Annotated in this window: 15 protein-coding genes and 2 pseudogenes; 5 read left to right on the top strand and 12 right to left on the bottom strand. The window is 56.0% G+C overall.

The features are described 5' to 3' along the window. Positions 1 to 79 precede the first annotated feature (79 nt). Both LOZ86_RS14165 and LOZ86_RS14160 read right to left on the bottom strand, forming a co-directional pair. A complete protein-coding gene (locus LOZ86_RS14165; RefSeq protein WP_039512446.1) occupies positions 80 to 1,033 on the bottom strand; it encodes a FecR family protein in 954 nt (317 codons plus the stop codon). Positions 1,034 to 1,132: 99 nt separating this feature from the next. Then, on the bottom strand, positions 1,133 to 1,642 hold the full coding sequence (locus tag LOZ86_RS14160; protein ID WP_039484331.1) for an RNA polymerase sigma factor: 510 nt from the start codon (positions 1,640 to 1,642) through the stop codon (positions 1,133 to 1,135). 451 nt (positions 1,643 to 2,093) lie between these two features. Between LOZ86_RS14160 and LOZ86_RS14155 the strand changes: the two genes are divergently transcribed. From LOZ86_RS14155 to ygjG, 3 genes and pseudogenes are all read left to right on the top strand, one after another. Continuing rightward, the gene (locus tag LOZ86_RS14155) at positions 2,094 to 2,264 is read left to right on the top strand and encodes a hypothetical protein (RefSeq protein WP_165707367.1); all 171 of its coding nucleotides are present in this window, start codon (positions 2,094 to 2,096) and stop codon (positions 2,262 to 2,264) included. A gap of 45 nt (positions 2,265 to 2,309) precedes the next feature. After that, positions 2,310 to 2,645: pseudogene (locus LOZ86_RS14150) on the top strand (aldehyde dehydrogenase family protein); the annotation flags it as partial. 378 nt (positions 2,646 to 3,023) lie between these two features. Beyond that, positions 3,024 to 4,379 carry a putrescine aminotransferase gene (gene ygjG, locus LOZ86_RS14145; protein ID WP_392391707.1) on the top strand — a complete coding sequence of 452 codons (1,356 nt, stop codon included), beginning with the start codon at positions 3,024 to 3,026 and terminating at the stop codon, positions 4,377 to 4,379. Between the two features lie 109 nt (positions 4,380 to 4,488). Here the strand turns inward: ygjG and LOZ86_RS14140 are convergent, their stop codons facing one another. Continuing rightward, complete coding sequence (locus LOZ86_RS14140; protein ID WP_039484338.1) at positions 4,489 to 5,475, bottom strand: class I SAM-dependent methyltransferase; 987 nt, start codon at positions 5,473 to 5,475, stop codon at positions 4,489 to 4,491. A gap of 66 nt (positions 5,476 to 5,541) precedes the next feature. Here LOZ86_RS14140 and LOZ86_RS14135 point away from each other — a divergent pair, with 66 nt between their 5' ends. Together LOZ86_RS14135 and proP are read left to right on the top strand one after the other, a co-directional pair. Beyond that, positions 5,542 to 6,534, top strand: coding sequence for an AraC family transcriptional regulator (locus LOZ86_RS14135; RefSeq protein ID WP_306440215.1), 993 nt, complete (start codon positions 5,542 to 5,544; stop codon positions 6,532 to 6,534). Positions 6,535 to 6,808: 274 nt separating this feature from the next. Continuing rightward, a complete protein-coding gene (gene proP, locus LOZ86_RS14130) occupies positions 6,809 to 8,311 on the top strand; it encodes a glycine betaine/L-proline transporter ProP (RefSeq protein ID WP_230242175.1) in 1,503 nt (500 codons plus the stop codon). Positions 8,312 to 8,373: 62 nt separating this feature from the next. Here the strand turns inward: proP and LOZ86_RS14125 are convergent, their stop codons facing one another. The 9 genes and pseudogenes from LOZ86_RS14125 to LOZ86_RS14085 form a co-directional block, all read right to left on the bottom strand. Further along, positions 8,374 to 8,601, bottom strand: coding sequence for a hypothetical protein (locus LOZ86_RS14125; RefSeq protein WP_039484344.1), 228 nt, complete (start codon positions 8,599 to 8,601; stop codon positions 8,374 to 8,376). A gap of 108 nt (positions 8,602 to 8,709) precedes the next feature. Beyond that, positions 8,710 to 10,170 (bottom strand): AMP nucleosidase, encoded by a 1,461-nt coding sequence (locus LOZ86_RS14120; protein ID WP_230242173.1) that lies wholly within the window; start codon positions 10,168 to 10,170, stop codon positions 8,710 to 8,712. Between the two features lie 172 nt (positions 10,171 to 10,342). Further along, on the bottom strand, positions 10,343 to 12,121 hold the full coding sequence (locus tag LOZ86_RS14115) for an ABC transporter permease subunit (protein WP_230242172.1): 1,779 nt from the start codon (positions 12,119 to 12,121) through the stop codon (positions 10,343 to 10,345). A 37-nt stretch (positions 12,122 to 12,158) separates the two neighbouring features. Then, positions 12,159 to 13,670, bottom strand: coding sequence for an ABC transporter substrate-binding protein (locus LOZ86_RS14110; RefSeq protein WP_039484352.1), 1,512 nt, complete (start codon positions 13,668 to 13,670; stop codon positions 12,159 to 12,161). 10 nt (positions 13,671 to 13,680) lie between these two features. Further along, positions 13,681 to 14,928 (bottom strand): MDR family MFS transporter, encoded by a 1,248-nt coding sequence (locus LOZ86_RS14105; protein ID WP_039484355.1) that lies wholly within the window; start codon positions 14,926 to 14,928, stop codon positions 13,681 to 13,683. 83 nt (positions 14,929 to 15,011) lie between these two features. Continuing rightward, complete coding sequence (locus LOZ86_RS14100) at positions 15,012 to 15,848, bottom strand: ABC transporter ATP-binding protein (protein WP_039484359.1); 837 nt, start codon at positions 15,846 to 15,848, stop codon at positions 15,012 to 15,014. Then, positions 15,845 to 16,687 (bottom strand): ATP-binding cassette domain-containing protein, encoded by an 843-nt coding sequence (locus tag LOZ86_RS14095; RefSeq protein ID WP_181892569.1) that lies wholly within the window; start codon positions 16,685 to 16,687, stop codon positions 15,845 to 15,847. The genes LOZ86_RS14100 and LOZ86_RS14095 overlap by 4 nt, the downstream gene beginning before the upstream one ends. 174 nt (positions 16,688 to 16,861) lie before the next feature. Then, positions 16,862 to 17,221 (bottom strand): annotated as a pseudogene (locus LOZ86_RS14090) (RpnC/YadD family protein); the annotation flags it as partial. Between the two features lie 110 nt (positions 17,222 to 17,331). Further along, complete coding sequence (locus LOZ86_RS14085; protein WP_156890150.1) at positions 17,332 to 17,499, bottom strand: hypothetical protein; 168 nt, start codon at positions 17,497 to 17,499, stop codon at positions 17,332 to 17,334. Positions 17,500 to 17,590: the final 91 nt, after the last annotated feature.

Genomic DNA, 17,590 nt, shown 5'->3' with positions numbered 1-17,590 from the left:
TGAACGTAAAGGGAATTTATGCGTGATTACCACGCCTGAGCGGCGTGGTAGGAGTGGGTAAGACAGATGGAAGAAAGGATTAGTACAGCACCGTGACGCCGGGGAGTGAAACCGTTTTGGCACCTAGCTCGGTGGCGATGGTTTGCAGCGCGCCATCCAGCTCGTTCAGCGAAAAGATGCCGCTAACCTGACGCTGGCGCAGTGCTGATATAGGGATAACGATCGTACCCGATCGATACTGATTGATACGTGCGATCACAATAGCCAGCGGTTGTTGATCGAAGATCAGCAGGCCGCGTCGCCAGTCGCCGCGTTCGCGGCTATTCCAGCCGGGGAGCTGAGTCATCCCTTGTTCGGTATAGCGTGCCGCCTGTTGTTCATCAAGCCGCAGCGTTTGCCCGTTTGCCGTTATCTGAACGCTGTGTTCCACCACGCCGACGGTCGTGGTCTGTGGTGAATTCTGCACGATGAACTGCGTGCCCAGCGCCTGTGTGGTGCCTGATGCGGCATCAACTAGGAAAGGGCGTTTTTCCTGTGCGGTCGTTGGGGCGACGGTGAACCAGGCGGAACCTTGCAGCAGCGTGATGCGCCGTTCTTGCGATGTGTAGGCGAGCGAAATGGCGCTGCCCGCATCCATATCGACTTCACTGCCGTCCGGCAGCGTAACGTGTTTGACCTGATGCGCTGCATGATAATCCGAGCGCAGTATGAGGATGCCGTCGGAAATCCACGTCGCGCCGAGACTGAAACCCAGTAGCAGCAAGGCGGCGATTTTCCACTGCGTTGCACGATTAACGCGCCTGATGAGAAAGGTTGCTGGCGGTTGTGGTTGCAGCACCTGGCGCTGCTCGCTGCTGAGTGATCCGAGCCCGTGCCAGAGCCTCCCTGCCTGTTCCAACGCGTGGCGATGGCGCGGATCCTGTGCCAGCCAGTGTTGGAATGTCAGTTCCTGTTCATCGTCCAGCGGCGCTTCGGCCAAACGGATGGCCCAGCGTGCTGCCTGCTGTTGGATTTCAGGGGGATAATCGTTCATGTTGTAGGCCTGGAGTGTGTAGGGTCTCTAAATACGTAGACGTCTGGCGGCAATAAACCCGTAAATAATTTGTGATTATTTCACGATGGGCGATGCGTTTCACGAGGCGCGGATCGTCATCATTGCACTCAGCGTCAAGGCAAGATGCTTCTCAACAGTGCTGAGGGAAATCTCCAACTGCTGAGCAATTTGCGCCTGCGTCATGTGTTCAAACCGATGCAGATGAAAAATCAGCTGCGTGCGTTCAGGCAGCGTCGCCAGTACGTTTGCCAGACGTTCCAGCTCCTGCTGGGCGATGGCCGTTTGATCGAGCTGGGGCGCAGCATCCGGCAGATATTCCAGCGTCGCCTCCGCGTCGTCAACGGATGTCGCCATCTGCCAGCGCTGCTGGTGGCGGACATGATCAAGCAGCAAATTATTTGCTGTCTTATAGAGATACGCCTTCTTGTCGTCTACATCATCTTGCTGTTCCAGCCGTTGCGCCAACCGTAAAAAACTCTCTTGCACCAGATCTGCCGCTGCCTGAGGGTCGCGCAGTTTATGATTGATATAGCGTTCTAACCGCTCTGCATAGTGGTTGAACAGCATTCTGAGTTCAGACTCTGACATGCCAACGTCCCGTCAGGTGACCTTCCCGCCGACTCTGCGGCAATAGAACCCTTTTCCCTTGCCACGGCGCTCTCCATAGCGATCCTGTCCGTTGATGTCGACGGGGTAAGGCCCTGAATAATATACCCGTCATACTTCAAGTTGCTTGTGCGTTGGCTGCGTTTAGTCAACCGAATCAATTACTTATGTAAGCTCATCGGGATTCCTTCTCTTGCCGCGTTACGAGGCACATAAATGAGCCTCGCCCTGTGGGCCAACGCCTTGCGTTGTTCAAAACGCTAACGTTTTGTCCTGCAACTCGAATTATTTAGGGTATAAATTTAATGTAATTGATAATTATTATCACATATGACGAACCGGAAAGCAGAGTTAAATCTTCTTCAGATTGGCGGATTCTCGCCATCGACTACACTTATCTTGCTGGCTTATTATTTAATCAGGAGATACAGAGATGACCACGAAGGACTCAACGCAGGATCCTAAAGCCGTGACGGTCAGCGAAGGGCTGGCAAAGGTGCATGAGGCATCAGAGCAGTTGACGGAAGAAGAGATTGAAGCGCTGGCGGAAGAAGCCAGACAGGCCGCTACGCAGACGCAGAAAACATCGGGCAACGCGCCCTAGTGGAATGCCGCGAGTTGCAGAACGGAACGACAGGTTGATGCAGCCGTGCTGGCTGCGGCAAAGCAGGAAGATGAAATCGTCCAGAAAGAGGTGTTTGGACCGGTTATCTCCATCACGCCATTTGACGATGAAGCGCAGGTGATTGGCTGGGCGAATGCCTCGCACTATGGGCTGGCCTCGTCGGTCTGGACGCGCGATATCGGGCGGGCGCACCGTCTGGCTGCGTGCCTTCAGTACGGCTGTACCTGGGTGAACACCCACTTCATGTTGGTGAGCGAAATGCCACACGGCGGGCAGAAGCTGTCCGGCTATGTCAAGGATATGTTGATGTACGGTCTGGAGGATTACACCATCGTGCGTCATATCATGATCCGGCACTGAGGATCTTCTGCCTGCTTAGGGATTCTGTTTGTCCTGCACGAGAAGCGGGTAATGATATAGCGCGTTTGTCCAGCCCCGGCGTGCCCCAAAAAAGGGCGCGCTGGGCAAAAGCAGGGCATCACACGTTACTTTGATTTTCTTCATACTGGCATTTGCCATTCTTGTTGGTTATTAATTCCATATCTTCGTATTTAGTTCAAATCATCTACTGAATTTTTGGATTAGATCGCGTTTTTGTATTTTATTCTGATTTGGGGCGGGCGACTGGCGTGTTATGTGCATTAATTAAAGTGGCATCGCGTGATGTCCGTTTTCAAGGAGCGCATTTTGTCCAGATCAAACGCCCACCTTAACCCGCTAGAGTGTACTCAGCAGGCGCTGCATTGGATTCATAGTGACACGCTATCCCACGATGACATGGCGGCACTGAATCGAGAAGTTTTGAGTTGTTTTCGTGAATACGTCAACCCAGGTTTTCTGGAGTACCGAAAATCTGTCACCACCGGCGGCGATTACGGCGCAGTCGAATGGCGCGCCAGCGGCCCGAATACGCTGATTGATACCCAAGGGAATGAATATCTGGACTGCCTCGGCGGTTACGGCATTTTTAACGTTGGGCATCGTAACCCTAACGTCATTGCTGCCGTTGAGCGCCAGCTCGCCAGACAACCGCTGCACAGTCAGGAACTGCTCGACCCGCTGCGGGGATTACTGGCAAAAACGCTGGCGGCGCTGACGCCAGGCGATCTGAAATACAGCTTCTTCTGCAATAGCGGAACGGAATCGGTTGAGGCGGCTTTAAAGCTGGCGAAGGCCTACCAGTCACCGCGCGGTAAATATACCTTTATCGCCGCGACAGGCGCTTTCCACGGGAAATCGCTGGGCGCACTTTCCGCCACCGCCAAACCCGCGTTTCGTCGTCCTTTCATGCCGCTGTTGCCCGGCTTCCATCATGTTGCTTTTGGTGACATCAGCGCGATGCGCAAGCAGGTTGAGCAATGCCAGAAGACCGGCGATGACGTGGCTGCCATCATCCTTGAGCCGATTCAGGGAGAAGGCGGCGTGATTGTGCCACCGGAAAATTACTTGCCTGCGGTCAGAGCATTATGCGATGAGGTCGGGGCATTGCTGATTCTGGATGAGGTGCAAACCGGCATGGGGCGCACGGGCAAGATGTTCGCCTGTGAGCATTATGGCGTGCAGCCTGACATTCTGTGTCTGGCGAAGGCGCTGGGCGGCGGCGTGATGCCGATCGGTGCCACGGTGGCGACGGAAGAGGTATTCTCCGTGCTGTTTGAAAATCCGTTCCTGCATACCACCACGTTTGGCGGCAATCCGCTGGCCTGCGCGGCGGCGCTGGCGACGGTCAATGAGTTGCTGACGAAGAATCTGCCGGAACAGGCGACCGTACAGGGGGAATATTTATTGCAGGGCTTACGGCAACTGGCGGCTGAGTATCCTCAATTGATTATCGAAGCACGAGGAATGGGGCTGTTACAGGCTATCGAGTTCAGGAAAAACGAGATCGGCTATGCCTTCGCGAAAGAGCTGTTTCAATGTAATGTTCTGGTTGCGGGCACCTTGAATAATGCCAAATCGGTCAGGATTGAGCCGCCGCTTACCATCACGCGCGAGCAATGTGCCCGAGTGCTGAAAGAAGCGAAGGAAGTGATCAAAAAACTCAATGGCACCATGCCTGACGAAAATAAAATGAAGGAATATGCGGTAGAGTGAAAAACGAGACGGAAACACGCAGCCCCCTATTAGGTTCACTCCGAAAGCCAGTCAGCCCTTACTGACTGGCTTTTTTTATCCGGTTCCCGATACGATTTTTCGACATGACTCAATTGCCTTTACGGGCGATCAGCACATTCAGCGGTACCATGGGAAATGGCTGATGACGACGAGTTTCGACAGAGGCGAAGCCCGCAGCGAGTAGCCACTGCGTCAGTTGACCTTCCCGCGTGACGTGGCGTCCACTCATTTGCATCGGCAGGTAGAACGGCAGAACCGGTGCGGCATCCTCCGGCGCTTCGGCAATTTCTGCCTGTGCCAGAATCAGCGTGCCCTCCGGTGTCAGCGTATCGTGGAGCGTGGTCAGCATGGCGGGGATATCTTCGACAAAATGCAGGAACGAAGAACTCCAGATCAGATTGTATTTCTCGCTGGGCAATGTGCCGCTTTGTGCCGACAGTCGTGCGGATAATCCGGCTGAGTCGATATTGCGCTGTGCCACGGTGGCGGTCTGCGGCAGGTCATACACCGTACCGGAGATCTGAGCGTGACGCAGCGCCAGCGTAATCGCCACCCAGCCGGGGCCGCCGCCCAGATCGAGAACGTGTTTGATTTGCGAGAAATCCGGCAGATTGGCGATCAACTGCTCGGCATGGTCAGCCGTTACCGCCCGCTGTTCCTGAGCGATCTGCTGTTCCGCCGCGCTGGCCCACGCCGCATCGCGTGGCAACTCGCTCAACTGCGTCAGCAGCGGCTGACACATACCGTCGCCGAGCCCCTGACCAAATTGGCGCAGACTGGTGAGGCGAAAACGCCAGGCGTCGCCCAGAAAACGCGAACTGCTGCGACAGAGCACGGTGGCACAGGTTGGAGCGATGCGATAGCCGTCGTGATGACGGGTCAATAACTGCATGCTCCACAGGATCTCAAGCAGGAATCCGGTTTTCTCCTGCTGCCAGCCCAGCGCTTCCGCCAGCTGTTGCGGCGTAGTGACTTCTTCCAGCCTGTCGAAAATCTGCTGTTCCAACGCCAGATGTAAGGCGTCAGCCTTCACGCTGCTGGCGGCAAGTTGCCATAACGTCTCTAATGGATTCATACGTGGTTTTTCCCATTGATGGTCAGTCGATAGGGAATATGCTATATATAAATGAGAATCGTTATTATGTTCATTGTTATGCGAGACGGCGTTTTTCATATGCCAAACGGCGGGGGGAAGATGGCGCAAAGACAGCGGCAGATGCGAGAGGGACTACCGTCAGGCGATCGGTGCCGGATGAGTGAGGTGAATCGTTCTGATTCGCGTCGAATACTGCCGGACGGCATTGGCGAATGCTGGTCGGATTTCAGCTGTATTGATGCAGACCTGTCGCTGGCTCGTTCACAATATCGCCCGCGTCGTGCCTTGGTGGAAGAAACGCAGAACCTGCATTCGCAGCCGATGCTGGTTATGACGTTTGCGTTGGCAGGGGAGTCTGCTTATTACGATTGCGGCGGTTCATCGATCTGGTTTCGCCAGCAGCATGTCACGATTACGACGTTTGGTGCCAGCACAGGCGAGCGCCATTATCAGGCTCAGCAGCAGGTCGATCAGCTACGGCTGCTGGTGGGGAAAACGGTGGCGGCGCGCTATTTTGGCGATGGCTGTACGGAGCAGTTGTTCAGTGACGACGGCGTACAGCAGCGTATGTTTACGCCCATCTCTGCGGCCAGTCAGGTTCACGTCAATGCGCTGTGCGGTGATAGCGAACTGCTAAATCGCCATATCCATGCCTTAAGCCTGCTGGCGCAGTATCGGCACGTCCTACAACCGGAAGAAAGACGCGGCGGTATTCACCCACAGGAACGGCAGCAATTGGATCAAGTATGTCGCTGGATGCGTGAGCATTTGGCCGAACCGCTGACGCTGGCCTGCATTGCGGCTCAGGCGGGAATGAGTGAATCCAGACTCAAACTTGGGTTTCACCGCTGCTTTGCGACCACGCCGGGTCAGATGCTATTGCGGATGCGGATGGAGCAAGCGCATCAGCTACTGGAACAGGGATTTCAGGTGGCGCAGACTGCCTGGCAAGTTGGCTATCGATATCCCGCTAATTTCAGTCTGGCATTTACACGTTATTTTAACCGCAACCCAAAAATGATTACTTCACGTAAGTAAAAATACCCCACTGACATTAATATGATGATTTTGTCATAACTATTTACCGTTATTTTCCTTTTATTATATTCCCGTGCGTTATTTCGGCATGCGGTGTCTGAATCCGAGCTTTTGTCCAAATTCTTCTATACTTCATCCAGCAGTATCAACGTGTAATGAATATTGCGACTAATAAGTTGTTCATTTTTCAGCGCGCAGTCGGGTGGTTCCCTGTGTATGAAAGAGAGCGTTGTATTTTTAATAAAGGGTCGTTTTTTAAGCAAAGGAAAAAAGGATGAGATTAAAAAAGAAAAAAATTGAACCGATGAAAATTCAGGACATTACCATTATTGATAATGGCAGGCTCAAAAAAGCCATTACCGCTGCCGCATTGGGTAATGCGATGGAATGGTTTGATTTTGGCGTATATGGCTTTGTGGCGTATGCACTCGGACAGGTCTTTTTCCCCGGAGCCGATCCCGGCGTACAAATGATTGCCGCGCTGGCAACGTTCTCGGTTCCCTTTTTGGTTCGGCCACTCGGCGGGATATTTTTTGGCGCGATGGGGGATAAATTTGGTCGCCAGAAAGTCCTGTCGATCACCATTATTATCATGTCAGTGAGCACATTCTGTATCGGCTTGATTCCGTCCTATGAATCGATTGGTATTTGGGCACCGATATTACTGCTGTTGGCGAAACTGGCTCAGGGATTCTCCGTCGGGGGAGAATATACCGGCGCGGCGATTTTCGTTGCCGAATATTCCCCGGACAGACGACGCGGTTTTTTAGGAAGCTGGCTGGATTTCGGCTCTATTGCCGGGTTCGTAATGGGGGCAGGCGTCGTGGTGTTAATTTCTTCCATCGTGGGAGAAGAGAGTTTTCTGGAATGGGGATGGCGTATTCCGTTCTTTATTGCCGCACCGCTCGGATTAATCGGGATTTATTTGCGCCATGCGCTGGAAGAAACGCCGACATTCCAACAGCACGTTGACAAGATTGATAAAGAATCAAAAGACAGCATCCAATCTCCACCGAAGATTTCTCTGCGTGAAATTGTGACTAAGCAATGGAGAGGTCTGCTGGTGTGTATTGGGATGGTGATTACCACCAATGTCACCTATTACATGCTGTTGACCTATATGCCGAGCTACCTTTCACATAGCCTGAATTACTCGGAAGATCATGGGGTGATGATTATTATTGCTGTCATGATCGGGATGCTATTCGATCAGCCGGTGATGGGGCTGATGAGCGACCGCTATGGGCGTAAGCCGTTTATTATTTGCGGCAGTATTGGGCTGCTGCTGCTGTCGGTGCCCAGCTTCATCTTGATTAACAGCGATGTGATTGGGCTGATTTTCTGCGGATTACTGATGCTGGCCGTACTGCTGAACTCTTTCACGGGCGTGATGGCTTCAACGCTTCCTGCCTTGTTCCCTACGCATATTCGCTATAGCGCGCTGGCGACCTCATTTAACGTTTCCGTGCTGATTGCGGGCTTTACGCCAACGGCGGCAGCGTGGCTGGTGGAATCGACTGGCAACTTATATATGCCGGCGTATTACCTGATGGTGATTGGGCTGATCGGCCTGATTACCGGGATGTCGATGCGTGAAACCGCTAACCAGCCGCTGAAAGGCGCAACGCCAGCGGCATCGGATCGGACGGAAGCCAAAGAGCTGTTGCAGGAACAGTACGACAATATTGAGCTGAAAATAGAAGAGGTTGATGAGCAAATTGCCGAACTGGAGAAGAAAAGAAAGCAGCTGTCTGAACAGCACCCTGAGATTAATTAGTCTCATCTTCCTGCGTTAGAAAAGCACCACGAATGTGGCGCTTTTGCTATGCCACCTACAACCTAGCGACCAATGAGCCGAAGTTGGGTGCAAAACGGGCAACCGCAGCCGTTAATGGCGGTTGCATCGCACTGGCCAGGGAGTCCCATTGGCGTAAAGCCAGAAAAGGTGTGCTTAGCCTCATCGATATTGCGCAATCCAGTCTCAGTAGACTGAGCTATCTTAGCCTGAAACGCTGAGGCTTGTGTCGCGACGAGGGAAAGAAACAGAACTGACAGACCTTTTTTCATCGGGCTTATCCGCTATGGAATTTGGTCTGTTATAATATAACGTATTTAGTCGCACTAGAGCAGCTGACCCCCTGAATGGGATCGGCTGCTCTGAACAACGTCGTTCGATTAACGGAACGGTGGCTCGTTAAAGGTGCGCAGCTTACGCGAGTGCAGCTTGTCGCTTTCCGCCCGCAGCAGATCGATAGCGCAGATGCCAATCTGCAAATGCTCCGAAATCGCTCCTTCATAGAAACGGTTCGCCTGTCCCGGCAGCTTGATTTCACCGTGCAACGGCTTATCCGAAACGCACAGCAGCGTGCCGTAAGGGACACGGAAGCGATACCCCTGCGCGGCAATCGTCGCACTTTCCATATCTACCGCGACGGCGCGGCTGAGGTTAAAGCGCAGAGCAGAGGCCGCATAGCGTAGCTCCCAGTTGCGATCATCGGTGGTGACAACCGTGCCGGTGCGCAGGCGCTGCTTAACTTCTTCCCCCGGCATACCACTGACCATCTTGGTGGCGTCATACAGCGCGCGCTGCACCTCGGCGATGCTGGGAATCGGGATATCCGGCGGCAGTACGGCGTCCAGTACGTGATCGTCACGCAGGTAAGCATGCGCCAGCACATAATCACCGATGGACTGGCTTTCGCGCAGGCCGCCGCAGTGGCCGATCATCAGCCAGGCATGTGGGCGCATCACCGCGAGGTGATCGCAGATGGTTTTCGCGTTGGATGGCCCGACGCCAATGTTGACCATCGTAATCCCTTTCCCCTTACGAGGAATCAGATGATAGGCGGGCATCTGGTGGTTCTTCCATGCCAGATCGGACACCGTCTGCTCGGGATTGGGCGTATCGGCAGTGATATAAATACCGCCCGCGCAGGACAGCGCCTTATAGGGACTATCGGGATCGGCAATCTGCGCACAGGCCCAGCGCACAAACTCATCGACATAGCGCGTGTAGTTGGTGAAGAGAATGAACGGCTGAATATGTTCCACCGGCGTGCCAGTGTAGTGGCGAAGCCGCGCCAGCGAGAAATCGGTACGCAGCGCGTCGAAGTGCGACAGCGGTGACGTGGTGGTGGCATGAAACAGCCCATCAGCCGTTTCGTCCCCAATCTGCGACAGCTCTGTCGTGGGGAAATGCTTGGCGATACCGGCACTCATCGAACGGTCAAGAATCAGGTCGGAACCGTCGAGCACGTACGGAAACGGGATTTCCTGCTGCGACGGGCTAACCTCGATGGTGACGTCATAATCCCCTTCCAGCAGCGCCAGCTGTTCCGCCAGATAAGCATGCAAAAATGCCGGACGGGTAACGGTAGTGGAGTAGCTGCCGGGGTGGGTAAAACGCCCAGAGGCGCGATGGCGGGGATGGCCGGTCGAATTGCCACTCCAGCTAACGCGCAGGGCAGGGTAGGCAAATAGCCCTGCCGCGCGTGCGTTGGCATCAGGCAGCGTGCCATCATTGATGAAGTCCCCGATGGCGTCGCGCAGCGCCGATACAGCATCATCATACAGCGCTTCCAGTTTATCCAGAGTCTGAGTGACGGTAAGACTGACGTGGGATCCGCTGTTGTGCATACTCTCTCCTTTAATCACGTTCTACTAATCACGCTCTACACATATTCAATTTTGTACTTCGGCAGAGGTTAGCTCACAGCGTAACTGAAGATGCACAGCCCCGCCATCGTGAAATCTGGCAGGGCTGTGAACGTGGAGAGAAGCGGGCGCTTAAGCTGTGTCCTGAAATAGACTAGTGCTTGTGGCGACCGGAGAGGTTCGCTGCACTCACCGCGAGTATCGACAGCACGCCGAGTGCAGCCGCCGGTGCCAGCACGCCCCAAAAGGCGCGTTCGATATACGGCATCCCTTCCGCCAGCACGCGTCCCCATTCCGGCGTCGGCGGTGACGCGCCCAGACCTAAAAAGCCGAGCGAGGCCAGCGCCAGCGCGATGCCAGGCAGTTTCAGCATGGCGTGACGGAAAAGCGGGCCAATCAGCGCGGGCAGAATATAGAACAGGCTGCGCCGTATCGGGCCGACGCCGAGAATCGGCAGCATCCGAATATAAGGGCGCGCATTGATTTCGGCAACCAGCGCCGCCGTGTGGGCCGCGAGCGGTGCCCAACTGACGGCAATCACGGCAATCGCCGCGCCCGTTGCCGTCGGGCCATTGACCGCAGCGACCAGCAGCCCGGCAATCACGGGTGGCAGGGCGTTAGTCACTTCAATCGGGCCGATGAGCAGGCGCGGAAAGAGCCCAACCAACAGGCCAATCGCCAGACAGGCCAGCGAGACCGCCAGCGCCAGCAGACAGGTATTTAACGTACCGTGTGCGACGCGTGCCAGCAAATCACGCCCCATCGCGTCTGCGCAAAAAGGCAGCAGGAACGACGGCGATTGCAGGCGCAGAAAGGCCGACGTATAGGGATCGCGGGGCAGGCCAGCGAGCAACAGAAGCGCCAGCAGCAGCACGCAGATAATCGGCAACCAGATAGCATGACGAGACGCGGGGCTACCGCGCTCTTCCGGTACGGGCATCGCGCCGCTCCGCAGCGCACGTCCGAGAATCAGCAGTCGTACGCCGCTGGCGGCGATGCCAGCCAGCGAGGCGATGAGTAAGAGAATCAGCACGCCGATCTGCAAGGCGGGCAGATCCTGCGCAGCCGCTGCCCCCAGCGTTGCACGTCCCAAACCGGGAATCGCGAACACTTTTTCGACGGCGATGGCACCGCCGGTTAGCGAGACCAGCACCAGCCCGACCAACGGCATCACGCTGGGTAACGTGCGTTTCAGCACGGCCAGCGCAATATGACGACGGCTCACGCCCGCTACGCTCCAGGTGGTGAGCCAGTTTTCGCTGAAGGTGGCGGAGAGCGCGTCGGCAATAATCCGGCCAAGGTAACCGCCTGCCGGAATACCGAGCGCCAGTGACGGCAGCACCGCGTAGTGCAGGCCTAGCCAGCCATAAGGGGGAAACCACTGTAGCCAGACGGCACCGACGATCAGCAGAAACGACGCCAGCAGGAATTCGGGTAGCGCGGTAAACAAGGCGGCAAAAAAACCGCCCGAACGATGAATCTGACCGCGCAACCCCTGCCGAAAGGTAGAGGCGCACAGCACGGCAGCCAGCGTGAAGGCTACCAGCGCCGAGGACGCCATTAGCGTGAGCGAGACGCCCGCCGCTTGCAACATCCCCGGAAGAACCGGCCGACCAGAAACCCAGGAATTACCTGCATCGCCGTGCAACAGGCCAGTCAGCCAGTTCAACAGCAATTGCAGCGGGCCTTGATCCAGCCCAAGAGAGTGACGAATCGCGTTTAGCGTTTCCGCCGTCGCTTCCTGCTCGCCGGAACGGGCACGTAGCAGCGCCAGCGCCGGATCCTGACCGGATAACCACGGCAACATGCCAATCAGCACCACAATCCCCGCCAGCGTCAGCAGCCGCGAAAACAGCGGGATCAGCACGCCGTATCGCGGGCGTTGCGTCTGGTTGATGGTCGCACAGGTGCGGCAATACAGCGATTCGCTCATAAACTCGTCATCTTTCTGGTTGCGGGGGCGCTATCCGTTACTTTGCGCCAGTAACAATATGCGTGGCGGCATTAATCAGCGTGCGTTCACGTGGGTCGCGCAGTGCGTCTTTTATCTGTGCGTTTTCACCTTGAATCACACGCTCATGCAGCATTGGGATCGCGGCATCGCTGGCAAGAATCAGGTTCTCTGCCTGCATGATGGCCTGACGGCGTGCTTCACCAGCAGGAATCGCAGCGGCTTTTTGCAGCGCCTGATCGATCTCTGGACGGCACAGTTGGGCGATATTGAATGACCCTTCACAGGCGAAGTCGCTGTACAGGTAAGCGACTGGATCGCCGGAATCCAGCACCGTCGCGCGCGATAAGATAAAGGCATCAAACTTGCCTGCCAGCGCGTCGGATTCGATCTGCGAGTATTCACGCACCACCTGTTTCACCGTAAATCCAGCGGCAGTGAGCTGCTGTGCCAGATAGACCGCCACTTCAGGCAGTTCGGCGCGATCGCTGAAGGTGGCCAGCGTGATGGTCGCTCCCGCAGGCGTACCTGCTTTGACCGGATTCGCTACCGGTTGGCGCAGTTGCGCGGCCCACGGCAGCGCGGGACCTAACAGACCCTGCGCGATATCGGCGCGCTTCTCATACACGTTATCCACCAGCTGTTGGCGATTGATCGCATCGCGCACGGCTGCACGCATCGCGGGATCTTGCATCACGCCATGGCGCGTATTCAGATACAGTGTATTGGTGCGCGGCATTGGCACTTCATGCACCAGCGATTGATCCAGCAGCGGTGCCTGAGAAACCGGAATGGCTTCGACGATGTCTGCCGTGCCGGTACGTAAGGCGGCGGCACGCGCGGTGCCGTCGGAGACAAAGCTGACGTCGATACCGCTGGCCTGTGCTTTCTCACCCCAATAACCGTCGAATCGATCCAATACCGCGCTGCTGGTGCCAGTGACAGTACGCAGAACGAATGGGCCGCTTCCGGCGTTGATCGGATTCACGACGCCATTTTTACCGTATGCCGCGGTAGAGAGAATCGCCAACTGCGGGCTGGATAAACGCTGTGGCAACAGCGGATCCGGTTTAGCGGTGGAGACAACGACGGCGTTATCGCCATCGGCTTTTACCGTTAATTGCACGCCGTCCAGAATGCGCGGTTTGGGGGCGGCGGTGGAGGCCACGGTGAGCGCATTCACTACCGTGGCGGCGTTTAAGGCGGTGTTATCGTGAAAATGGACGTTCGGGCGTAGTTCAAAACGCCAGGATTTATCATCGATCTGCTGCCATTTTGTCGCTAGCGCAGGTTGGGCTTCGCCGAGTTTGTCGAGTACCACCAGCGTTTCTGCCGTGCTCCAACGCGACAGCTTAAAGGCATCATCGCTCAGCGGCGTCAGGCCGGAGCGCGGCGGCTGAAGCATCGCCAGTTTGATTCGACCGTCATGATGCGAGGTGTGATTTTCCTCCGGCTCGTTGAAGCAGCCTGAAAGCAGCAGCGTGGTAGATAGCAAGCCGGAAACGGACCACAGGCGATTACGCATATTCATCAATCTGTCCTTATTCATTCACGGTTGAAGCGGATTTAAACGGGCGGCAGATGACAATCATCGCCAGCGAACTGCACAACGGCACGGCGGCGAGCAGCACCCACGGAATGGCGGCCTGTGGCGATGGTGTCAGCGCGCGGTCAAGCTGGCTGCCGAGTACAAAGTTGCCGACGAGAACAGCGATACCGCCCATCGACGCCAGCGCGCCATAGTGCGCACCCAGATTCTGGTTGTTGGCAAAGCGCGGGATAAGGTCCATCCCGACCGGCACGATCAGCATCTGCCCCAGCGTGAGCAGCGTAATCAGCGAGATGGCAGGAAGCAGACGCTGCCAGCCTTCAGGCGGCGTACTGGAGGCAAACAACGCGACGCTAAAGAACGAGGCAGCCAGCAGCGCAAAGCCCAGTGGCAGCATGCGTGCCGCGCCAACTCGGCGAGCAAAACGCGCCAGCGGGAGCTGTAATCCAATCACCAGCAGAGAAGCGAGGACAAACAGCGGACCGAGATCTTTCTCGCTGCTGCCGGAGCGATGCAGTTCAACCGGCAGCGCCAGATAGAGCTGGTTGTAGCTGAACAGGTAAGCGCTGTAGGCGATGATGAACGCGACAAAGCGGCGCTGGCGGAAAGTTTCCCACCACGGAGCAATCTGTAATTCGCCCCGATTGCGCTGCGTTGGCGGCAGGCTGAAAAACAGGATGATGAGTGCAATCACAAACACGCCCGCACCGGCTAGCGCCACGCGCTGGAATCCGTATCCTGCCAGCACCGAACCGAGCAACGGCCCCAGCACTGCGCCTAACTCGCCGCAAATCGCAAACAGGGCGAACCATTCGGAGCGGCTGCGTTTTCCCTCTTTTTCACTTTGCGTACCGGCCTGTGCCATCAACGCCTCAATGGCGGGGGAGAACAGGGCACCGCCGACACCGGTCAGACAGGCACCGAGGATGATCGGCCACAGCGAGTCGCCTAACGCCAGTAGGAGATAGCCGCTGATACGCACGACGCAGCCGCACAGGATGGTCATGCGTGCACCGAAGCGGTCAGCCAGCGCACCGCCGACTAAAAACATGCCCTGCTGAGAAAAGGTGCGTAAACCAATCACCAGCCCGATGGCCCAGCCGGAAAGCAGCATGTCGTCGCGCAGGAAAATCGCCAGAAACGGCACGACGGCATAAAAGCCAATGTTGAAAACAAGCTGGCTACCCAGAAGCAACGGGGGATAAGGCCGTGGGGCGTGGTTGGCGGTAAGGTCTGACATGTCATGATCCGTTATAAAAAGCCCGTTACGGGGAATGTGTTATTGATGCGATATTTTATGGTAAAAAGCACGTTTTCAGCGAGCTAATAGCCTGACGTCGATAGCGCGGGTACGGCCTGCAACAGATGGGCTGTGTGTGCCTGCTGCGGCGAAGCCAGCACCTCTGCGGTGGGGCGATCTTCAATAATGCGCCCGCCGTCCATGACCAGCATTCTGTCGCACAGCCCGGCGAGCATGGAAATGTCGTGCGAGACCATCAGCAAGCCCATCTTGTTTTGTTCGGTGATCCGTTGAAGCTGCGTTTTAACCTGTTCGCGCAGCGGCAAATCCAGACCGCTGACGGGCTCGTCCGCCAGTAAAAACTCGGGTCGAACAATCAGCGCTCGCGCCAGCGCAACGCGCTGTGCCTGTCCTCCGGAAAGCTGTCCGGCGACCTTATCCAGAAGCGTGACGCTCAGTCCTACCTGATCCATGACTTCGCCCAGTCGGGCAGAATGATTTCCATTAGCGTGACGGATCTCATCGGGGCGGAGTCGCTTCAGCGGCTCGATGAGGAGATCGGCGATGCGCTGACGCGGCGCGAGCGAGCCTGCTGGATCCTGCGGAATATATTGAACGCGGCGGCGATACCAGAGCAGTGAACGCACCGAACCGGGCGTAATCAGGTTGCCGTCGCAGTACACCGCGCCACTCTCCGGCGCTTCAAGCGCGAGCAGGGTTTTTAGCAGCGTGGATTTACCACAGCCTGACGCACCAACCAGCCCGACGCGTTCGTGCTGTTGCAGGCTCAGCGACAGGTCGTGAAAAATCGCACTGGTGGGATCGGCCTTTTGCCACGGCAAACGTGACGTCTGGCGATAACGGCTGACGTGCTCAAGACTTAAAAACGGTGAGGGAACCGCATGCAGGTGATGGTTCATCCGGCGAGTGCTCCGGCAACGCGTGAAGGCAGTTCCTTCGTCGTCAGTAACACACTGTCAGATAAAAGCGTGTCAGCGCGACGAGCAGCAGCAACCAGACTGCGGGTATAGGGCTGCTGTGGTGCATTCAGTAGCTGCTGCATACTGCCAGATTCAACGATCTGACCGTTTTCCATCACCAGACCACGTTGGCAGAGCTGGGCGGCAACGGCGATATCATGCGTAATAAACAGCAGGGCGGGAGCATCCGGCTGCGTGCTACGTTCCTGTAAGACCTGCAATACCTGCTGCTGGGTCATGACATCGAGCGCGGTTGTGGGTTCGTCCGCCACCAGCAGGCGCGTCTTGCCGAGTAGAGCGAGGGTAATACAAATGCGCTGGCGCTGACCGCCGGACAGTTCGGCAGGATAGCGTTGCAGCAGGTTGGGAATATCATCCAGCTTCATAGCAGCCAAAAGCGCAGAAAGCTCACTGGAAGAGGTGGTTTTCAATGCCAGAGACAGCTGTTTTCCCAACGACATGAGGGGATTGAGCGCCGTTGCGGAGTCCTGGAATACGGCAGAGACGCGGCTAACCGGTGGGCGTGCCAGCGCTTTCAACTGGCCGACCTCTTCGCCATTCACTCGAATACTGCCGCTAACCTGGCAGCCCGACGGCGGTGTGCCGATTACCGCTTTGGCGGTGAGGGATTTACCGGAACCGGATGCACCGAGTAAACAGACACGTTCACCCGCGAACAGCGTAAAGCTGATATCACTGACTTTGGTTTCACCACCAATAGACAGGCTCAGGTTCTCTACCTGAAGAATGGCGTCTGTGTGTCTGTTCCAGTTGATCATGGATAACGTATAGGGTTAGTGTAAATAGATATGTAATAACATAACAAAATACAACAAGGTGATGCAAAGGAAATGTGATCCAGAGCGTATAAATTGGCGCATCGACGCGCTCTTAGTCGACCGCGTCGATGGTGAGACAGGGAGGGGAGAATAATCGCAGACTATCTTTAGAGCCTAGTCATTCGGTGAGTCAACCAGCTGCGCCAGTTCCGCCGCACTCAACTGAGTAATCTGACAAACCTGAGCAGGTTCCATGCCGCTAAGCAGAAGCTGACGAGCAATGTTTCGAGCACTGGCTTTCATACCTTGTTTGATACCTTTTTCAAACCCGATTTTCTCAAGCTGCTGTGCGATAGTCATGATCACCTCCCGATCCGTTGACAGAGACTGCGCGACGGCCTCAATAAACTCTGCTGGTCTTGAGGTGTTGCCGCTCCGGGCGATGTAAAATAGTATCGCTCTTTTTTGTGGCAGCGGTACCTGCCAGCGCTCAAATAATAGCCCGATATCCTGCGCCAGTTCCAGCATATTGCGTCGTATGGCTACCTCTTAGCTACATTCCCATGAAGATTCAGAGGTCGTTTCGTGCGCTGCACTGTCGTTATTCATCTGTGATACTCGAACACGCGCCCGACTCAGGGCGCTCAGTTGCCGTCGCCCTGAGAACTCTGACTTCCGGCTAAATTATGCCGCTGCGCGGTGCCATCGGTGTACATGACCGCTAGTCGAGCCGCCAGTGACGCGCTCCCTGCGCGGCACAGGCTTTCGCGGCGTCCATGCCGCTCACTCGGCGGCCACGTCCACCGCTGCATAATTTTTTAAGCCGGATATAAACCACCGCAAGTTGAGGCATTTGTGTAAGAGGCAGTGTACAGATAGACGCGATCTCACCGGGAGCGAGAT

The sequence above is a fragment of the Pectobacterium parvum genome, from assembly GCF_020971565.1.
Classification (GTDB): domain Bacteria; phylum Pseudomonadota; class Gammaproteobacteria; order Enterobacterales; family Enterobacteriaceae; genus Pectobacterium; species Pectobacterium polare.
Note: the sequence above shows the minus strand (reverse complement) of the source record. Positions and strands in the feature narration are given on the sequence as shown.